18 protein-coding genes are annotated in these 16,466 nt (G+C 59.2%); 14 read left to right on the top strand and 4 right to left on the bottom strand.

From position 1 onward, the window contains the following. Window positions 1-2: 2 nt before the first annotated feature. Both AB5I78_RS23370 and AB5I78_RS23365 read right to left on the bottom strand, forming a co-directional pair. Complete coding sequence (locus AB5I78_RS23370) at window positions 3-2,039, bottom strand: PAS domain-containing sensor histidine kinase (protein ID WP_145165365.1); 2,037 nt, start codon at window positions 2,037-2,039, stop codon at window positions 3-5. A 46-nt stretch (window positions 2,040-2,085) separates the two neighbouring features. Next, a complete protein-coding gene (locus tag AB5I78_RS23365) occupies window positions 2,086-3,003 on the bottom strand; it encodes a putative 2-dehydropantoate 2-reductase (protein ID WP_369302092.1) in 918 nt (305 codons plus the stop codon). A gap of 123 nt (window positions 3,004-3,126) precedes the next feature. On the opposite strand from AB5I78_RS23365, the gene AB5I78_RS23360 reads away from it, so the two are divergent. After that, window positions 3,127-3,612 (top strand): YajQ family cyclic di-GMP-binding protein, encoded by a 486-nt coding sequence (locus AB5I78_RS23360; protein WP_003193880.1) that lies wholly within the window; start codon window positions 3,127-3,129, stop codon window positions 3,610-3,612. Window positions 3,613-3,748: 136 nt separating this feature from the next. Continuing rightward, window positions 3,749-4,591 (top strand): mechanosensitive ion channel family protein, encoded by an 843-nt coding sequence (locus tag AB5I78_RS23355; RefSeq protein ID WP_369302091.1) that lies wholly within the window; start codon window positions 3,749-3,751, stop codon window positions 4,589-4,591. Between the two features lie 188 nt (window positions 4,592-4,779). Here AB5I78_RS23355 and AB5I78_RS23350 read toward each other — a convergent pair whose 3' ends face one another. Beyond that, window positions 4,780-6,051 carry an OprD family porin gene (locus tag AB5I78_RS23350; protein ID WP_145165359.1) on the bottom strand — a complete coding sequence of 424 codons (1,272 nt, stop codon included), beginning with the start codon at window positions 6,049-6,051 and terminating at the stop codon, window positions 4,780-4,782. A gap of 742 nt (window positions 6,052-6,793) precedes the next feature. Here AB5I78_RS23350 and AB5I78_RS23345 point away from each other — a divergent pair. Together AB5I78_RS23345 and AB5I78_RS23340 are read left to right on the top strand one after the other, a co-directional pair. Beyond that, a complete protein-coding gene (locus AB5I78_RS23345; RefSeq protein ID WP_145165357.1) occupies window positions 6,794-7,219 on the top strand; it encodes an HIT domain-containing protein in 426 nt (141 codons plus the stop codon). 3 nt (window positions 7,220-7,222) lie between these two features. Then, window positions 7,223-7,429 (top strand): SlyX family protein, encoded by a 207-nt coding sequence (locus AB5I78_RS23340; RefSeq protein ID WP_005790924.1) that lies wholly within the window; start codon window positions 7,223-7,225, stop codon window positions 7,427-7,429. Window positions 7,430-7,495: 66 nt separating this feature from the next. On the opposite strand, the gene AB5I78_RS23335 is transcribed toward AB5I78_RS23340, so the two are convergent. Then, window positions 7,496-8,098, bottom strand: a complete 603-nt coding sequence (locus AB5I78_RS23335) for a cold-shock protein (RefSeq protein WP_106578384.1) — start codon at window positions 8,096-8,098, stop codon at window positions 7,496-7,498. Window positions 8,099-8,553: 455 nt separating this feature from the next. Here AB5I78_RS23335 and AB5I78_RS23330 point away from each other — a divergent pair, with 455 nt between their 5' ends. The 10 genes from AB5I78_RS23330 to tolQ all read left to right on the top strand — a co-directional run bounded on the left by AB5I78_RS23330 (window position 8,554) and on the right by tolQ (window position 16,445). After that, on the top strand, window positions 8,554-9,027 hold the full coding sequence (locus tag AB5I78_RS23330) for a Dps family protein (protein ID WP_003193874.1): 474 nt from the start codon (window positions 8,554-8,556) through the stop codon (window positions 9,025-9,027). 193 nt (window positions 9,028-9,220) lie between these two features. Then, window positions 9,221-9,562 carry a ribbon-helix-helix domain-containing protein gene (locus AB5I78_RS23325; protein WP_145165355.1) on the top strand — a complete coding sequence of 114 codons (342 nt, stop codon included), beginning with the start codon at window positions 9,221-9,223 and terminating at the stop codon, window positions 9,560-9,562. Window positions 9,563-9,731: 169 nt separating this feature from the next. Then, window positions 9,732-9,953, top strand: coding sequence for an FmdB family zinc ribbon protein (locus AB5I78_RS23320; RefSeq protein WP_017139808.1), 222 nt, complete (start codon window positions 9,732-9,734; stop codon window positions 9,951-9,953). Between the two features lie 107 nt (window positions 9,954-10,060). After that, complete coding sequence (aspS, locus tag AB5I78_RS23315) at window positions 10,061-11,836, top strand: aspartate--tRNA ligase (RefSeq protein ID WP_056858570.1); 1,776 nt, start codon at window positions 10,061-10,063, stop codon at window positions 11,834-11,836. 150 nt (window positions 11,837-11,986) lie between these two features. Continuing rightward, a complete protein-coding gene (locus AB5I78_RS23310) occupies window positions 11,987-12,733 on the top strand; it encodes a YebC/PmpR family DNA-binding transcriptional regulator (RefSeq protein ID WP_262209769.1) in 747 nt (248 codons plus the stop codon). 157 nt (window positions 12,734-12,890) lie between these two features. After that, window positions 12,891-13,415, top strand: coding sequence for a crossover junction endodeoxyribonuclease RuvC (ruvC, locus tag AB5I78_RS23305; RefSeq protein ID WP_016975450.1), 525 nt, complete (start codon window positions 12,891-12,893; stop codon window positions 13,413-13,415). A 67-nt stretch (window positions 13,416-13,482) separates the two neighbouring features. Further along, window positions 13,483-14,094, top strand: coding sequence for a Holliday junction branch migration protein RuvA (gene ruvA, locus AB5I78_RS23300; RefSeq protein ID WP_025854761.1), 612 nt, complete (start codon window positions 13,483-13,485; stop codon window positions 14,092-14,094). After that, window positions 14,095-15,153, top strand: coding sequence for a Holliday junction branch migration DNA helicase RuvB (ruvB, locus tag AB5I78_RS23295; RefSeq protein ID WP_003193867.1), 1,059 nt, complete (start codon window positions 14,095-14,097; stop codon window positions 15,151-15,153). Window positions 15,154-15,292: 139 nt separating this feature from the next. Continuing rightward, on the top strand, window positions 15,293-15,748 hold the full coding sequence (gene ybgC / locus AB5I78_RS23290) for a tol-pal system-associated acyl-CoA thioesterase (protein WP_071484353.1): 456 nt from the start codon (window positions 15,293-15,295) through the stop codon (window positions 15,746-15,748). A 1-nt stretch (window position 15,749) separates the two neighbouring features. Beyond that, window positions 15,750-16,445, top strand: a complete 696-nt coding sequence (tolQ, locus tag AB5I78_RS23285; RefSeq protein WP_370003910.1) for a protein TolQ — start codon at window positions 15,750-15,752, stop codon at window positions 16,443-16,445. Window positions 16,446-16,466: the final 21 nt, after the last annotated feature.

The raw sequence follows: 16,466 nt of genomic DNA, 5'->3' as shown, positions 1-16,466 counted from the left end.
GGTTATTGCTCCAGTTGAGTCAGGTCAAAGGGTGGCATTTGGCTGCCGGCCAGCGGCAGGCGCAGGGTGAAGCAGGTACCTTGGCCGAGGGTGGAGTGCACTTCCATCTGGCCTTTGTGGTTATTGGTGACGATGAAATACGACACCGACAGCCCCAGCCCGGTGCCTTGGCCGATTTCCTTGGTGGTGAAGAACGGCTCGAACGTGCGTTTGCGCACGTTTTCGCTCATGCCGATGCCATTGTCTTCCACCTGGATCTCCGCCCAGGGCGGGTTGAGGCGGGTACGTAAAATAATGCGCCCGGGCTCGCGGTCGTCTTCACGCAGGTGAATGGCCTGGGCGGCGTTTTTCAACAGGTTGAGCAGTACCTGTTCCAGTTCGTTGGCGGTGCCGGGCACCGGGCCGAGCTGCGGGTCGAACTGGCGGATGATTGCCTGGCCCTTGAAGTCGAAGCCGATCGTCAGGTCGAAGTCATTGCCGGCAATTTCCACCGCCTGGTCGATCAGTGCTGGCAAATCGCAAGGCGCCATTTGCCGATTGCTGCGGCGGCTGAAACTGAGCATATGCGTGACGATCTTCGCCGCGCGTGCGCCGGCTTGCTGGATGCCATCGAGCAATTGCGGGACTTCGCGGCCCTGCAGGTAGCGGTTGACCACCTCCAGTTCGATGCCCGCCTGTTCCGCGTGTTCCAGGTTCTTCGGCAGGTCGGGGGACAGGCGGCGGCGGATGTTCTGCACGTTGTGCAGGATCGCCCCGAGCGGGTTGTTGATTTCGTGGGCCATGCCCGCGGCCAGGCCGCCGACGGAGAGCATTTTCTCCGACTGCACCATCATTTCTTCCAGGGACAAGCGCTGGGTGATGTCGTCGATACGGATCACCACGCCGCGCCCGGCGCCGCCCATCAAGGGGTAAAAGGTCAGGGCGTAATGCTTGGCCTCGTCATCCTTTATCCAGGTGACGCGCTCAATGCGTTCAACCGTGTGTTGCTCAACCGTGGCCTTGATTTGTGGCAGGTAGGGCTTGAGCGGCTGGAACGCGAGGAAGATCGGCTGGTTCAGCGCTTCGTCCAGGCGCGTGCCGGAAAGCGCGGTGGCTTCCTGATTCCACTGGGTGACGTAGAGTTGTTCGTCCAGGGCGATCAGCGCGGAAGGCATCGAGTCGATAATGCTGTTCAGGTAATTCTGGAAGCCCGTGAGTTTTTTCTCGATCTTGCTGCGAACCTGCACTTCGAGTTCCAGCTTGCGGTTGGTGTGGCGCGTCTCTTCGGCCAGGCCCTGGGCTTGGGCGTAGGCGGCCTGGGAGTCGTCCCGCGCTCGCTTGAGCTGATGCTCGCGGGCTTCAATGCGCGACAGCATGGTGTTGAACGCTTCGGCCAGGCTGCCGATTTCATCATGGTTGCCGCGCCCGGCACGCAGGGCGTAGTTTTCTTCGCGGGTCACCTGGCGCGAGAGCTCTTCGAGTTCGTGAATCGGGCGGGTGATCAAGCGTTTGATCTGCCGGGCGATGACCAGCCAGAGCAACACGCTGAAAATCAGGATGCCCAGGCTGGCTGTCAGCGTGCCGGTATAGAACGCCACGGGTAGCTCGCTGCTGGCCACCAACAGTAAATGCCCCGGAGGCTGGCCGGCGCGGGGCAGGGTGATGACCTGGTTGCTGCGAAATTCGGTGACGCGCCAGGCCTCGATATGCCGGTAGTTGTCCGGCAGGTGCAGGCGGTTGCCGTGTTGCATTTGGGCCAGGCGGGTGCCTTCGCCGTCGTACAAGGCGGCGGCGCGTAGTGGCGAGTAGCTGGTCAATTCGCTGAGCAGGGCGTCGGCCTTGGCCGGGGATTCGAGGGCTTCGGCGGCGAGGGCGGGGTTGGACACCAGGCGACCGATGGCCTGCAACGCCTGCGGGGCCATGCTTTCCTGGGAGATCCAGTAGGCGGCGCTGATAAACGTCAGGTTGGCCACCAACAACACGGTGGTCAACAACACCAGCAGGGCGGCCAGCAGTTTCTGCCCTACCGGTAGATTTTCAAGACGCTGGCGCAATGGCATCAGGGTTTTCCCAGGTGATAGACAGGTAGGCAGGGTAGCGCGTGCCTCAGTCGGTGGCCAATCCGCGTGCGCGTAAGTGGTCGATCAGCCGCGCTTGCAGCTGTTGCAGATGCGGCAGCACCAACTGATGGCGGGCCGCCGCCTGGCAAGCGTAGCCCAGCAGGTAGCTGATTTCGGTGCGCCGGGCGTTTGCCACGTCCTGATACATGGAGGAGTAGTTGGCCGCCGTCGCGTGGACGACGCGTTCTACTTCGCTGTGCAACGCCTCGGCGGCGGCCGGTTGACCGCAGCACTCGAGCAACTCGGTCAATTCGGCGCACAAGGTCGCCACTTCGCATTGGTGGTCTTGCAGACCGCCGTTGCGGCACTGGTAGAGCACGGTCAACGGGTTGATTGCGCAATTGAGCGCCAGCTTGCGCCACAGGCGGGTGAGAATATCGGTGCTCCATTCGTGGGGAATGCCGGCGGCGTGCAGGTCGTCCAGCCACCGCGGTGGCGTCGGGTGGCCCGCGTCCCCCAGCCAGGTGTAGCCATGGCCGGCAAAGACCACGCGCCAATCGCCGTCGCGGAACGCGCCTTCGGTGCTGGAGGCAAAGATGCAACGGGCTTGCGGCAGCTGCGCGGCCACGGCGTCCTGGCTGCCCAGGCCGTTTTGCAACAGGATCAGTTCGGCGTCCGGTACCAGCCGGTGTTGCAGCTGTGCGATGGCGGTTTCGGCGTCGTAGGCTTTGCACGCCACCAGCAGACGATGAATGGGTTCTTGGCTGTGGGGTGTTTCGCCGATCACTGGGTAGGTCTGCTCTACGCCATGCTCTACCAGCGTCAGGCCTTTTGCCTGCCGGTAGCTGGAAAGGCGCGCCTCATCCCGCAGGATCAGCCGCACGGGCACGCCCGCGCGCGACAGGCGTGTGGCCCACAGTGTGCCCAGGCTGCCGGCGCCGAGAATGTGCCAGGTAGTCGACATGAGTTTGTGCTCCGTAGGGTCGCTCACAGTGAACAGGGCGAAAGAACCGCTATAATGCCTCGGCATTTTAGCTTGGGCGCGCTCCATCTCTACTGAGCCCGCCCCTTATATTGGAGAAATGACATGCCTTCGTTCGACGTGGTATCCGAACTGGACAAACACGAAGTCACCAACGCCGTCGAGAACGCCGTCAAGGAGCTGGACCGTCGCTATGACTTGAAAGGCAAGGGCAGCTTCGAGTTCAAGGAAAAGGAACTGACCGTCAACCTGACCGCTGAAGCCGATTTCCAGCTGGAAGCGATGATCGAGATTCTCAAGCTGGCCCTGGTCAAGCGCAAGATCGACGTGCAGTGCCTTGAAGTCAAGGACGCCTACGCCTCCGGCAAGCTGATGAAGCAGGAAGCCGTGCTCAAGGAAGGCATCGACAAAGAGCTGGCAAAGAAGATCGTCGCGCACATCAAGGATGCCAAGCTGAAAGTCCAGGCCGCCATCCAGGGTGAACAGGTTCGCGTGACCGGCAAGAAGCGTGACGATCTGCAAGAGGCAATCGCTGCCCTGCGCGCCAAGACCTTCGACATGCCACTGCAGTTCAATAACTTCCGCGACTGATGGCACTTCGCGGAACCTGTGGGTGTTTTTGACGTCCCACGCCCCAGAGTCTGTGCCTACACTTGAGCCCCACGGGGCTCATTTGCGTTTTATGGCAGTCAATCAAGCCGCACATCCGCGCAACAGGAGAAGATAGATGGATTTGAACGCTGAAGTGGATCACCTGATCAAGACCTCGCAGTCCTGGATCCCGATGATTATGGAATACGGCAGCCGGGTGTTGCTGGCAGTGATAACCCTGGCCATTGGCTGGTGGCTGATTAACGTATTTACCCACCGCGTGGGGCGCTTGCTGGCCATCCGCAATGCGGACCTGGCGCTGCAGCACTTCATCACCAGCCTTGCCAACATCGCATTGAAAGTCATGCTGATTGTCAGCGTGGCCTCGATGATCGGCGTGGCAACCACCTCGTTCGTCGCCGCCATCGGTGCGGCTACCCTGGCCATCGGCCTGGCGTTGCAAGGCAGCCTGGCCAACTTCGCCGGCGGCGTGCTGATTCTGCTGTTCCGCCCATTCCGCATCGGTGACTGGATCGAGGCCCAGGGCACATCCGGGACCGTCGACAGTATTCAGATCTTCCACACCGTGCTGCGTACCGGCGACAACAAAACCGTGATTGTGCCTAACGGCATCCTGTCCAACGGCATCATCACCAACACCAACCGTCAGCCGACCCGCAAGGTGGTGTTTGACGTGGGTGTCGACTATGAAGCCGACCTGCAGAAGGCTCGCGAAGTGCTGTTGGAGCTGGCAAAAGACCCGCGTGTATTGGCAGATCCTGCGGCAGTTGCTGTGGTGTCGACCTTGGGTGACAGTTCGATCACCGTGTCTTTGCGCTGCTGGACCAAGACGTCAGATTACTGGGACGTGGTGTTCATGCTTAATGAACTGGCGCGTGATCGTTTGAAAGGCGCGGGCATTGATATTCCGTTTCCACAGCGCGTTATTCGAGTAATGCAGGAACCGGCTGCGAAATAACTAAGCGCAACGTATCGAACTTGGCCGAATGGTCAGGTTCGATGCGCGCAGTTAATCTCGTTAGTTAGCTTGCTAGTTATTTTTCAGAGAAATAAAACTGCAATAAAAAAGCCGCTCCCTTGCAAACAGGGGAGCGGCTTTTTATTTAAGGCCGAGGCCTTAAGCCATCGTTGTAATCAAACTGGCAATTACAAGATGTTCAACGGGTATTGCGCGATCAGACGCAGTTCGTCGATAGACGCCGAACCGTAGTACACGCCATCAGACGAACGATAGGTCGCTTGACGCACGCGCAGGCTCAGGTCTTTTGCTGGACCGCTCTGAATCACGTACTTGGCTTCGATGTCACGTTCCCACTCTTTGCCGTTGGAGGTCTCTGCGGTGTTAGCGCCGGTACCTTTAACGTAGCGAGTCATGAAGCTCAGGCCTGGCACGCCGAAGGTGGCCATGTTCAGGTCATAACGAGCCTGGAACGATTTCTCGTCTTCAGCGTTGAAGTCGGAACGGGCGATGGAGTTGGCCAGGAAAATCGTGCCGCCGCCGTCTACGCCGTAGCCGTAGTCACCGTCACCGCTGACTTTTTGGTAGGCCAGGGTGAACGTGTGAGCCTGGATGGTGTACGCGCCTTGCAAGCTGTAGGCACGGTTGTCCAGTTTGGTGGTGCCGTCTTTTTCTGCGCGTTGCAGGCCGGCGCCGTCGCTCTTGGTGCTGTAAATGTTGAAGTCAACGGCCAGGGACTGTTCGTTGCTCAGCGCGTGAGTCCAGTTCAGGTTGGCGTAGGTTTTCTTCCAGTAGTCTTCAGTCTTCGCGTAGTAAAGGCTGGCGCTGACTTCTGGAGTCAGGGCGTAAACACCACCGATGAAGTCGGTTTTGGTCAGGCCCAGGCTGTCACGGTAAGTCTGTGCTTGTGCCACGCTGGAGGTGAAGTGACCACCTTCGAGTTTCAGGCCCTTGATCTCGTTGCTGGTGATCGAGATACCTTGCGGCAGCTCTGGCAGCAAGCGGCTGTCATCGGAGGCGAATACAGGCGCGGTGGTGTATTGGTCGCCGACTTTGAGCACGGTGTCGGAGATGCGGAACTTAACAGCGCCGCCGCCTTTGGAGTAGTCGTCTTGCGAGCGGCCGTCTGCACCGGTAGGGAACAGGCCAGTGCCCGAACGACCCTTGCCGCTGTCGAGTTTCACGCCCAGCAGGCCGATCACATCAACACCGACGCCGATGGTGCCTTGGGTGTAGCCCGACTGGAACAGGCCGTTGAAGCCCAGGCCAGTTTCGTCTACACGGCTTTTGCCGGTGTCGTTGTTACGGAAGTCGCGGCTGAAGTTCAGCAAACGAGTGTTGATGCTGAAAGTACTGTCTTCAACAAAGCCCTTGGAATCGTCCTGGGCGGACGCCATTGCGAACTGCGAGGTGCCTGCTGAAACAGCCAGGGCGATCATGCTCCACTTCATCACGCGCATCGTGATTTGCTCCTTTGGTTTTAGGAAGAGTACTGCCGTCCCACCTGTATTTTTATCTGGGCGGCTCTTTCTTTTTTGTGTCGGCGCAAAGTTATATCACGCGGACCCTATTGACGATACTTACCCATCTATCCTTTCAGCTTCTTTACGAGGCTGTCGTAAATTGCTATTTCCATGTCGCAAATTCACAGCCCGACTGTAACCAGGCTGACAACTTAAGTGCTGTTTTCAGACCGCTTTCGAAGTTTGAAATCTTCCGTGATACGCACTCAATCGCTTGTGTTTTTATCGCGAAACACCTGCTTCCAAACGGGTGCCGTTGCCGACGATAGTGGGGTGAATGCAACAAGCGTGCACAAAGCGGTAACCAAATGTCATTTTTTCGTGAAAAACGTTACGGGAGTGTAAAAACCGCATAAGCACGGGCTTTTTACGCCGTTTGGTTTGGGCTTGACGCCCAGGCGTTACACCTCTGCAGGGCTGCATAAATCCTGTACCAGGTAAAAACGTTACCGGTTGACCCTCATGAGTGGGTAATCGGCGGATCCCTTTGAGGCACGGGTGGGTCATTTTGGTGCATTCCGTCGAGGCCCGATTCAGCGTAGCTCAAATATTCGCTTGCCTCTAAAGGGGGCACGTTTTTTATCCGCATGCATCGAGGCTTTGCGCATTCGCCGTGAAGCGTTGCGCATTCAAAGGTATGCTGGGCACCTGAAATTGACCTGCCAAACGGAGTGCCCGCGTGTTCGCCTTAGACCAACGCCTGCAACAAGACACACTGGCTATTGGGGACTTCCCGCTCTGCCGCCTGCTGCTGTCCAATGACTCGAATTACCCGTGGTTCATCCTGGTGCCGCGCATTGACGGTATCAGTGAAGTGTTTCAGCTGGATGTCGCCGATCAGCAAACCTTGTGGCAGGAAACAACCGCCCTGGCGGCGTTGTTGAACGAAGGGTGGGCAGCCGACAAGATGAACATTGGTGCGCTGGGTAACGTGGTCAGCCAGTTGCACGTGCACGTGATCGTCCGCAAGCGTGATGATGCCGCCTGGCCTGCACCGGTCTGGGGCAAGCATCCGGCCCGGCCGTACACCGAAGAGCAAGTAACGGCGATACGCGCCCGACTGCGCGCTTTATTGCCTGCCGGCTTCATCTTTAGCCAGGACTGAATTATGGATCTGCAAGAACGCGTCACCGACCTGGAAAGCCGCCTGGCCTTTCAGGACGACACCATCGAGACCCTCAATGACATTCTGGTCACCCAGCAGCGGGCGGTAGAGCGCCTGCAGCTGCAGATGACGGCGCTGCTCAAGCGTCAGGAAGAAATGGGTGGCCAGTTCGAGTCATCCGAAGAAGAAGCGCCGCCGCCACATTATTAATGCGCGCCATAAAAAAACCGCGACCCAGCAGGGCTGGATCGCGGTTTTTTTACGCCGAGAAAAGTATCAGCGACGCGGCAATGCCGCGATCACGTCTTCGGCTTGCAGGCCTTTGTCACGGTTCATGACGGAGAACTCCACGCGCTGGCCTTCGACCAGAACGCGGTGGCCTTCGCCACGGATGGCCCGGAAGTGGACGAAGATATCGTCGCCCGAATCGCGGGAAATAAAGCCGAAGCCTTTGGAGGTGTTGAACCACTTCACGGTACCGGTATCCCGGTTGGTCATGTCGTAGTTTTGCGTCGCGGCCGCTGGGGACGAACGGTAGAAGCTGATGGCCAGGTGAAGAACGATAGCGACCACAGCAATCACCAGGCTGAGCAGGATAGCCGGGTGGCCGCCGACTTCAGGCATAGGTGCCAGGAGGGTGAGGGTTTGAACGACAACGGTCAGTACCAGCAGCGCGCTGACCAGGTTTTGCAGTTGATGACGTGTGCCTTTGTTCCAGTACGGGATCACCGGTGCCAGCGTCAGGTTAAGAAGGCCGAACAAGGCCAGGTACAGAGCGTCGTGTTGTTCCAGGTAGGGAGGGCTTCCCTGTTGCAAGCTCGGTATAAAGGACAGCAGCAACGCTGCAACGCCCGTTAGCAGGTGGACGATTTTCAACATTTTGATTAACTCACGTTAAGAAGGATCACAAGGAAGAGCTGACGGGCACGGTTCGCTTCTGAACAATGGGAGGCGTTGGGCACGTGCACGGGTATCAGCCTATGTGGTGTGCCGCGCAAATTAACGGCAACCACACGCCGTCTATTTAACAGCAAAGGCTGTGCCTACTCAAATCAAGCATTTCGGGGTGTTGCAGGCGCGATGGCATTTCTGCTTCAAACACTTGTCCTAGACAGGTGCGGACTTTTTCGGCGGCATTTTGGGCGTTTTCCTACTTGAGGCTGAGGCCTGCGCGCCGTCGATTGAACCAGGACTGCTGGGTGTAGCAAACCTGTCATGCAGAGGGGCGATTTGCCGCACGCCAGTTGCGTGTGTCGGGCTGCACACGGCTTGCACTCTTGCTAGAGTGGTCCTGCACCTGATCAATGAATGCTCGTCAATTGAAGGGGAAAAACATGGCAATCGATATTGGTATCAGTGAAGAAGATCGTAAATCCATCGTCGATGGGCTTTCACGGCTGCTGTCCGATACCTATGTACTGTATTTGAAGACCCACAACTTCCATTGGAACGTCACCGGCCCCATGTTTCGTACGCTGCACTTGATGTTTGAAGAGCAGTACAACGAACTCGCGCTGGCGGTGGACTCCATTGCCGAGCGTATCCGTGCCCTGGGCTTCCCGGCGCCGGGTGCCTATTCGATCTACGCCCGTCTGTCTTCGATCAAGGAAGAAGAGGGTGTGCCCAGCGCAGAAGAGATGATCAAGCAATTGGTGGCGGGCCAGGAAGCTGTGACCCGCACCGCGCGCGGTATCTTCCCGTTGCTCGATAAGGTCAGCGATGAGCCGACCGCCGATCTGCTGACCCAGCGTATGCAAGTCCACGAAAAAACGGCGTGGATGCTGCGATCCCTGCTCGAAAACCAGTAACGCTCCAGCCCCAAAAGCAAACCGAGTGGTGCCGTCCTGGCGCCGCTCGCTTGTTTCTCTGCGCTTCCTGGCGTTGTCCTACGACTATCGACTCCGCGTCTTCTGGCTGCCCCGCACGTCCTGCTGTTTTATAGGGCCACTGTCCGATGGGAGAAACCCATGGGCTGCTGTTTGGCAATGGAGTGTCAGGTGTATGTCACGCGGAGTGGGTAGTGGAGTGATGGAAACCTGTGGTTTTCATAAGATAAAAGTCGATCCTTTTGCTAAAGGGTTCGATATGGGACTGGCCAAGCCATTGTCCCGGTCGGTCAGGCTCAACGGGTTTTCCACGTGCCTGCGGCTCGAGCAGATCTATTGGAATATCCTCACGGAGATAGCCAGGCTCAATGCCTGCTCAGTCAGCGCATTGTTGTCTTATGTCGATCGGGAAGTGCATTTGCGTTACGGAGGAGTGAAGAACTTCAGTGGTTTGGTCAGGGTGGTGTGCGTGGTTCACGTATTAAAAGGCAGTACGGCGTCGCACCACCCTGACTAGCCAGGCGGCACCGGGCCGGCCCGCTGCCCGGGCGGGCAAGGCCTGGGGCAGAAAGCCGGCTGCGCTGCTTCGATTTACCAGATATAATCCCGCGCTTTGCTGCGCGTGCCGGGTCTTTACCCACAGGGCGGGTGCAGCGCAGTAATGATCTGATCGCCGAGACATCTCCATGCCCATGTACGATTATCAATGTGCTTCCTGTGGTCATCAGTTGGAAGCCATTCAGAAAATCAGCGCAGCGCCGCTGGTCGATTGCCCTGCCTGCCAGGCACCTGAGCTGAAGAAGATGTTGTCCATGCCGGGCTTTCGCCTGAGCGGCGGTGGCTGGTACGAGACCGACTTCAAGACCGGCGCCAAGAAGAATCTGGCGGGCGGCGACAAAGCAGACTGAGTTGAACTCTACGCGCAGGCTCCTGCATTATCCGTCCCCTGCTTAACTGTACGGTGACGAGGCGAGCCTCCACCGAAATTCGAATTACGAGAAGTGAAACCACTATCATGATGCGCAGCCACTATTGCGGCCAACTGAACGAGACCCTGGATGGTCAGGAAATCACCCTGTGCGGATGGGTCCACCGTCGCCGTGACCACGGCGGGGTGATCTTCCTCGATATCCGTGATCGTGATGGTCTGGCCCAGGTGGTGTTCGATCCGGACCGCGCTGAAAGCTTCGCCGCCGCCGACCGCGTGCGCAGCGAATATGTTGTGAAAATCACCGGCAAGGTTCGCCTGCGTCCGGCCGGTGCCGTGAACGCGAACATGGCGTCCGGCGCGATTGAAGTGCTGGGTTACGAGCTGGAAGTGCTGAACGAGTCGGAAACCCCGCCGTTCCCGCTCAACGAATACTCCGACGTCGGCGAAGAAACTCGCCTGCGCTACCGCTTCCTGGACCTGCGTCGTCCGGAAATGGCCGAGAAGCTGCGCCTGCGTTCGCGCATGACCACCAGCATCCGCCGCTTCCTCGACGAAAACGGCTTCCTCGACGTCGAAACGCCGATCCTCACCCGGGCCACCCCGGAAGGCGCGCGTGACTACCTGGTGCCGAGCCGTACCCACGCCGGTTCCTTCTTCGCCTTGCCGCAATCGCCGCAACTGTTCAAGCAGCTGCTGATGGTGGCCGGCTTCGACCGTTACTACCAGATCGCCAAGTGCTTCCGCGACGAAGACCTGCGCGCCGACCGCCAGCCGGAATTCACCCAGATCGACATCGAGACCAGTTTCCTCGATGAAAAAGAGATCATGGGCCTGACCGAACAAATGATCCGCAACCTGTTCAAGGAAGTGCTGGACCTGGAATTCGGCGAGTTCCCGCACATGACCTTCGAAGAAGCCATGCGCCGCTACGGTTCCGACAAGCCAGACCTGCGTATCCCGCTGGAACTGGTGGACGTGGCCGACCAGCTCAAGGAAGTCGACTTCAAGGTGTTCAGCGGCCCGGCCAACGACCCTAAATGCCGCATCGCCGCCCTGCGCGTGCCTGGCGGCGCGAGCATGCCGCGCAAGCAGATCGACGACTACACCAAGTTCGTCGGCATCTACGGTGCCAAGGGCCTGGCGTACATCAAGGTCAACGAGCGCGCCAATGGCGTTGACGGCCTGCAATCGCCGATCGTGAAGAACATTCCGCTGGACAACCTGAACGCGATCCTCGATCGCGTCGGTGCGGTTGACGGCGACATCGTGTTCTTCGGCGCCGACAAAGCCAAGATCGTCAGCGAAGCCCTGGGCGCGCTGCGGATCAAGCTGGGCCACGACCTGGACCTGCTGACCTGCAAGTGGGCACCGATGTGGGTCGTCGACTTCCCGATGTTCGAAGAGAACGACGACGGCAGCTTCAGCGCCTTGCACCACCCGTTCACTGCACCGAAGTGCTCGCCTGAAGAGTTGGAAGCCAACCCGGCAGGCGCGCTGTCGCGTGCCTACGACATGGTCTTGAACGGCACCGAACTGGGTGGCGGTTCGATCCGTATCCACCGCAAAGAGATGCAACAAGCGGTCTTCCGCCTGTTGGGCATCAACGAAGCGGAACAGGAAGAGAAATTCGGCTTCCTGCTCGATGCCCTGAAGTACGGCGCTCCGCCGCACGGCGGCCTGGCATTCGGTCTGGACCGTCTGGTGATGCTGATGACCGGCGCCCAGTCGATCCGTGAAGTGATCGCCTTCCCGAAAACCCAGAGTGCTGCGGACGTAATGACCCAGGCTCCGGGCGTGGTGGATGCCAAGGCGCTGCGCGAGTTGCATATCCGTCTGCGCGAGACGCCAAAGGCTGAGTAAGGCTGCTGCGTGAAAGCGCACTGAGGTTTACGCAGTCTAAAAAGGCGCATCTTCGGATGCGCCTTTGCGTTACAAGGGTTGTGCTTTTAAGAGGAAAATCCTGCCTGGGGCGGGATTGATAAGGTTTCTAGAGAATTTCGGAGTTGTGTTATGGCTGGCCATTCCAAGTGGGCGAACATCAAGCACCGCAAAGAGCGTCAGGATGCCAAGAAAGGCAAGATTTTCACCAAGTGGATTCGCGAGCTGACCGTCGCTGCCCGCCAAGGCGGTGGTGACCCGGGCTCCAACCCGCGTCTGCGCCTGGCGCTGGACAAGGCTTTGGGCGCGAACATGAGCCGCGACATCATCGACCGCGCCGTGGCCCGTGGTGCCGGCGCCGCCGACACCGACGACATGGTCGAGCTGAGCTACGAAGGCTACGGCCCGGGCGGCGTGGCGGTGATGGTCGAGTGCATGACCGACAACCGCAACCGTACTGCGGCAGCCGTGCGCCATGCGTTCAGCAAATGCGGCGGCAACCTGGGCACCGACGGTTCGGTGGCCTACCTGTTCGAGCGCAAAGGGCAGATCACCTTTGCGCCGGGTACGGATGAAGACGCGCTGATGGAAGCTGCGATGGAGGCTGACGCCGACGACGTGGTGACCAACGAAGACGGCTCCATCGACGTGTTCACTTCCTTCGCCGGCTTCTATGCGGTGCGCAACGCCCTGGAAGCGGCAGGTTTCAAAGGCACCGACGCGGAAATCGTGATGCTGCCGACCACCAGCGCCGAACTGGACCTGGACGGCGCGCAGAAGGTGCTGAAGATGCTGGATATGCTGGAAGACCTGGATGACGTGCAGAACGTGTACTCGAACGCCGACATCCCGGAAGACGTGGCTGCACAGCTGGTCTGAAGGATGATGTAGATCAAACTGTGGGAGCTGGCTTGCCTGCGACAGCATCACCTCGGTTTAGCAGAAGCACCGAGGTGTCTGCATCGCAGGCAAGCCAGCTCCCACAGTTGATCGATGTTGGCCGCAAAAATTGTGTTTTACCCAACCCGCAGGCGTTATGACTTTAATCCTAGGTATCGACCCCGGTTCGCGCATCACCGGTTTTGGCGTGGTGCAACAAACCCCGCGCGGCTGCGTCTACGTCGCCTCGGGCTGCATTCGCACCGGCGCAGGCGAGTTGGCCGAGCGCCTGCAGATTGTCTATCGCGGCGTGCGTGAAGTGATCCAGACCTACGGGCCGGTGACCATGGGCATCGAAAAAGTCTTCATGGCCAAAAACGCCGACTCCGCGCTCAAGCTTGGCCAGGCCCGTGGCGCCGCGATTGTCGCCGGTGCGGAGGAGGGCATGGAAATCGCCGAGTATACCGCCACCCAGGTCAAACAGGCCGTGGTCGGCACCGGTGCGGCGAATAAGGAGCAGGTGCAGATGATGGTCATGCACATGCTCAAGCTCACTTCAAAACCACAAATCGACGCCTCCGACGCCCTGGCCATTGCCATTTGCCATGCGCACACGCGCTCAAGCTTGCTGCCGCACGGCCTGGGCACGGCACGCAGTCGTGGCGGCCGGCTGCGTCTCTGATAGCATCAGCGCAATCGTTATTTCCGGTCAGGCCTCAATCTGACCCCAAGCTTTAAGGATCTGAACCGTGATTGGACGCTTGCGCGGCACCCTGGCTGAGAAACAGCCGCCGCACCTGATTCTGGATGTCAATGGGTTGGGGTATGAGCTGGAAGTGCCCATGACCACCCTGTATCGCCTACCGTCGGTCGGCGAGCCGCTGACCCTGCACACCCATCTGGTGGTACGGGAAGACGCGCAACTGCTCTACGGTTTCATTGGCAAGCGCGACCGCGACTTTTTCCGCGAGCTGATCCGCTTGAATGGCGTGGGGCCAAAGCTTGCGCTGGCGTTGATGTCGAGCCTGGAAGTTGATGAGCTGGTGCGCGCGGTGTCGGCCCAGGACACTTCGGCGTTGACCAAGGTGCCGGGCGTCGGCAAGAAAACCGCCGAGCGTCTGCTGGTGGAACTCAAGGACCGCTTCAAGGCCTGGGAAGTGGTACCGAGCATGTTTGCCCTGGTGCCGAACCAGCCGGACATGCCGGCAGGCCAGGTCGCCAGCGCCGAGAGCGACGCGGTCAGCGCGTTGATCTCCCTGGGCTACAAGCCGCAGGAAGCGAGCAAAGCCGTATCGGCCATCAAGGACAAGAACCTGAGCAGCGAAGACATGATCCGCCGAGCCCTGAAGGGAATGATTTAAGTGATTGAAGCTGATCGTCTGATCGCGGCCACTGGCCCGCGCGACCGTGAAGAAGTCCAGGACCGGGCCATCCGCCCGCTGAGCCTGGCCGAATACATCGGCCAGCCCACCGTGCGCGAGCAGATGGAGTTGTTTATCCAGGCCGCGCGCGGGCGCAGCGAGTCCCTGGACCACACCTTGATCTTCGGCCCGCCGGGGCTGGGTAAAACCACGCTGGCGAACATCATCGCCCAGGAAATGGGCGTGTCGATCAAGTCCACCTCCGGCCCGGTGCTGGAGCGTCCGGGTGATCTGGCGGCCTTGCTGACCAACCTTGAGCCGCACGATGTGCTGTTTATCGACGAGATTCACCGGTTGTCGCCCATCGTCGAAGAAGTGCTGTACCCGGCCATGGAAGATTTTCAGCTCGACATCATGATCGGCGAAGGCCCGGCGGCCCGCTCGATCAAACTCGACCTGCCGCCGTTCACCCTGGTGGGCGCGACCACCCGCGCGGGCATGCTGACCAACCCGCTGCGAGACCGTTTCGGCATTGTTCAACGTCTAGAGTTCTATAGCACCGCAGACCTGGCGACGATTGTCAGCCGTTCGGCGAGCATCCTGGGCTTGCCGCTCGACCCGGAAGGCGCGTTTGAAATCGCCCGTCGAGCGCGAGGCACGCCGCGGATCGCCAACCGTTTGCTGCGACGTGTGCGCGATTTTGCTGAAGTGCGCGCCAAGGGGCACATCACCAAGGCCGTGGCCGATTTGGCGTTGAACCTGCTGGATGTGGACGAACATGGCTTCGATCACCAGGATCGACGTCTACTCTTGACCATGATCGAGAAGTTCGACGGCGGCCCGGTGGGTGTGGACAGCCTGGCGGCGGCGATCAGCGAGGAGCGTCATACCATTGAGGATGTGCTGGAACCGTACCTGATTCAGCAGGGGTACATCATGCGCACGCCAAGGGGGCGGGTGGTGACGCGTCATGCTTATCTGCACTTCGGGTTAAACATTCCGTCACGATTGGGCGAGATGCCTGTAGTAGACGAATTCCTGGATGCAGTGGACGATTAAAAAGCTCACGTCAGTCGATTTATCTGAGGTTTGTGCTGTCCTAGTGGCTGGTAGCGTCATTCAGTTGCTGCAAATGTTTCAGAGAATGAAAAAACAGTTGCCCAGCCGGATTGGCAACCTGAGGAGTAAGCACTAGAGTATGCGCGCGCAAAACGGGGATCAGTCGTTCGCACATCGCTGTCGCGTTTATTACGAGGACACCGATGCCGGCGGCATCGTTTATTACGTCAACTACCTCAAGTTCATGGAGCGGGCTCGAACCGAGCGGCTACGGGAGCTGGGCTTTGCCCAATCCCAGCTGGCAGGGGAGGACCTGTTATTCGTCGTGCATTCCAGCGAGGCGCGTTACCACGCACCGGCGCGATTGGACGACGAGTTGCTGGTCAGCGCTGAAGTAATCGAATTGAACCGTGTCAGCCTGCGCTTTAAACAGCAGGTCAGGCGGGCAACGGATGCAACGCTGCTCTGTGAGGGGCAGTTCCTGGTGGCCTGTGTGCGCACCAATAGTTTGAAACCCCGGGCCATTCCCGAAGCTCTACGTGCGGCCTTTGCCGGCGTAAGCGGCGCGGGTAAACAATCAAAGCAGGAGATTTAGCGTGGAACCTACCGTCGTCGACCATTCCTCCATGTGGAGCCTGGTCAGCAATGCCAGTGTCGTGGTTCAACTGGTGATGCTGGTCCTGGTAGCCGCATCGGTTACCTCTTGGGTCATGATTTTTCAACGCAGCAATTTGCTGCGTGCCGGTCGACGTGCCCTGGAGAGCTTCGAAGAGCGCTTCTGGTCGGGTATCGACCTGTCCAAGCTGTACAGTCAGGCCGGCAGCAACCCGGACCCGGATTCGGGCGTCGAGCAGATCTTCCGCGCCGGCTTCAAGGAATTCTCCCGCCTGCGCCAGCAACCGGGCGTTGACCCGGAAGCGGTCATGGAAGGCGTGGCCCGTGCCATGCGCGTCGCGATTTCCCGCGAAGAAGAGAAGCTGGAGCAGAGCCTGCCGTTTCTCGCCACCGTCGGTTCCGTGAGCCCGTACATCGGCCTGTTCGGTACAGTGTGGGGCATCATGAACTCCTTCCGTGGCCTGGCTCAGGCTCAGCAAGCGACCCTGGCCACCGTGGCCCCGGGTATCGCCGAAGCCCTGATCGCCACCGCGATTGGCTTGTTCGCTGCTATCCCCGCAGTAATTGCCTACAACCGTTTTGCCGCGCGCGGCGAGACCTTGATCAGCCGTTACTACACCTTCGCCGATGAATTCCAGGCGATCCTGCACCGTAAAGTGCACACCAGCGAAGAATAAGCAGGTAATTCCCAATGGCTT

Origin of the sequence: Pseudomonas sp. N2-3-1-14 (genome assembly GCF_041228395.1) — a bacterium.
In the GTDB taxonomy this organism is placed as follows: Bacteria; Pseudomonadota; Gammaproteobacteria; order Pseudomonadales; family Pseudomonadaceae; genus Aquipseudomonas.
The sequence above is the reverse complement of the archived record's forward strand: the minus strand, read 5'-3'. Positions and strand labels throughout refer to the sequence as shown.

Excerpts from the sequence above, each read along its gene's own strand:
- AB5I78_RS23370 (WP_145165365.1), bottom strand. The coding sequence starts at position 2,039 with ATGCCATTGCGCCAGCGTCTTGAAAATCTACCGGTAGGGCAGAAACTG.
- AB5I78_RS23365 (WP_369302092.1), bottom strand. The coding sequence starts at position 3,003 with ATGTCGACTACCTGGCACATTCTCGGCGCCGGCAGCCTGGGCACACTG.
- AB5I78_RS23360 (WP_003193880.1), top strand. The coding sequence starts at position 3,127 with ATGCCTTCGTTCGACGTGGTATCCGAACTGGACAAACACGAAGTCACC.
- AB5I78_RS23355 (WP_369302091.1), top strand. The coding sequence starts at position 3,749 with ATGGATTTGAACGCTGAAGTGGATCACCTGATCAAGACCTCGCAGTCC.
- AB5I78_RS23350 (WP_145165359.1), bottom strand. The coding sequence starts at position 6,051 with ATGCGCGTGATGAAGTGGAGCATGATCGCCCTGGCTGTTTCAGCAGGC.
- AB5I78_RS23340 (WP_005790924.1), top strand. The coding sequence starts at position 7,223 with ATGGATCTGCAAGAACGCGTCACCGACCTGGAAAGCCGCCTGGCCTTT.
- AB5I78_RS23335 (WP_106578384.1), bottom strand. The coding sequence starts at position 8,098 with ATGTTGAAAATCGTCCACCTGCTAACGGGCGTTGCAGCGTTGCTGCTG.
- AB5I78_RS23330 (WP_003193874.1), top strand. The coding sequence starts at position 8,554 with ATGGCAATCGATATTGGTATCAGTGAAGAAGATCGTAAATCCATCGTC.
- AB5I78_RS23325 (WP_145165355.1), top strand. The coding sequence starts at position 9,221 with ATGTCACGCGGAGTGGGTAGTGGAGTGATGGAAACCTGTGGTTTTCAT.
- AB5I78_RS23320 (WP_017139808.1), top strand. The coding sequence starts at position 9,732 with ATGCCCATGTACGATTATCAATGTGCTTCCTGTGGTCATCAGTTGGAA.
- aspS (WP_056858570.1), top strand. The coding sequence starts at position 10,061 with ATGATGCGCAGCCACTATTGCGGCCAACTGAACGAGACCCTGGATGGT.
- AB5I78_RS23310 (WP_262209769.1), top strand. The coding sequence starts at position 11,987 with ATGGCTGGCCATTCCAAGTGGGCGAACATCAAGCACCGCAAAGAGCGT.
- ruvC (WP_016975450.1), top strand. The coding sequence starts at position 12,891 with ATGACTTTAATCCTAGGTATCGACCCCGGTTCGCGCATCACCGGTTTT.
- ybgC (WP_071484353.1), top strand. The coding sequence starts at position 15,293 with ATGCGCGCGCAAAACGGGGATCAGTCGTTCGCACATCGCTGTCGCGTT.